1 protein-coding gene and 1 pseudogene are annotated in these 1654 nt (G+C 61.4%); both read left to right on the top strand.

Annotated features, from left to right (window positions below):
* A partial coding sequence (locus AC1DSJ_RS30105; protein WP_441372761.1) for a DUF2345 domain-containing protein occupies window positions 1–1344 on the top strand: 1344 nt, incomplete at its 5' end.
* Window positions 1344–1654: pseudogene (locus AC1DSJ_RS30110) on the top strand (VRR-NUC domain-containing protein); the annotation flags it as partial. The gene AC1DSJ_RS30105 and the pseudogene AC1DSJ_RS30110, both read left to right, overlap by 1 nt.

Genomic DNA, 1654 nt, shown 5'->3' on the forward strand with positions numbered 1-1654 from the left:
GAAGTCGTCGTGCAATTCCTGAATGGCGATCCAGACCAGCCGCTGATCACCTCGCGGGCATACCGCGCGACCAACCTTCCGCCGTATGAACTGCCCCGTCACAACATCCTGCACACCATCAAGAGCAAGGAACACAAGGGCAACCGGGCCAATGAACTGAGGCTGGATGACACGTCGGCGCAGATCAGCGCGGCGTTAATGAGTGAACACGGGGCGTCTGAACTGCATCTGGGCTATCTGACGCACCCAAGGCCAGCGGGCGGTGAACCTCGCGGTGAGGGGTTTGAGTTGCGGACGGATGATTACGGGGCGTTGCGCGCGGCGAAGGGGTTGCTGCTGACGACCGAGGCGCAACTGCGTTCCAAGGGTGGCCAGCTGGATCGTTCGGAGATTGTTGGGGTGCTGAATGCGGCGCTGGAACTGGCGCGCGAACTGGGAGCGTACGCGGGCCGTCACGAAGGCGTCGCACACGATGCCTTGGCGCAGCAGTCGCTGACCGAAGCGGTGAGAAATCTTGGTCACGGCGCTAACGATCAAACAGACGGCGCAGGCCAAGGCGACCACGCCGCGCTGGCGCTCAGCGCCCCTGGCGGCATCGCCGCCGCCACACCCGCCAGCCTGACGCTCAGCGCAGGCGAACACCTCGACAGCATCGCCCAGCACAATCAGCAAATCAGCGCAGGCGAGAAAGTCGTTGTCAACGCAGGCGGCGACATCAGCCTGTTCTCTCAAGGCGGCTCAATGCGCCACATCGCCCACCAAGGCGAAATGATCCTGCAAGCGCAGCACAACGCCATCCGCATTCAGGCAGACCAAAGCGCAGAGCTCACGTCCAGCAAACAACACGTGCTGATCGCCGCCGATAAGCACATCACGCTGCTTTGCGGCGGGGCGTATATCAAGATGGCCGATGGGAATGTTGAATTGGGCATGCCGGGCACTTTTTCGGTCAAGGCGGCACAGCACAACTTTTCGGGGCCGACCGGGCGCAGCGCCGAACTGCCTGCCTTCACCTCACCCGACGTCACATCCGGCGACTATACCGGCCGGTTCCACATGCGCAAGACAGACGAACGCGCGTTCGAGCGCTACCGATATCGGATCATGGCGGGCGCCACGCTCCTGCAAGAGGGCATGACCGACCACAACGGAGAAACCGGAACCATCGATACCCCTCGCGCACGCAGTGTCCACACGTACAAGACCGTCATGCGAGAGGATCAACGGCTATCCGAAGACCCCGAGCATCTGGTGGGCGAACTGGATGGCTCACGCGAGCACTTTCCTGAACACGGCCCCAGAGAAGAAGGCTTCCTGGATTTGCATAGCGAAGGAGACACCTGATGGCCGCCCCTGTCGTCGCAGCCCTCGTCTGGGGATACCGCGCCTATCGCGCCTACGCCGCCTATGAAACCGCGCAAACCGCCATTGAAACGGCCGAAACCCTGGCACAGATCAGCCAGCGCAAAAAGGAAGTGCAAACCATCCTGAAAGACGTCATCAAAGGGATGAAAGAAGAGATCGACATCAAGAGCTCTACGTTCGTGCGCACGGGCGGCAACACGACGGTGTCGCGCGGGCGCAGCGAAAACGTGACCTTCAAACAGTACATCGAACGCAAGATACCGTTCCGCCCCGTGATCAGCACGGTCTG

This window comes from Achromobacter sp. 01N37, from assembly GCF_056399725.1.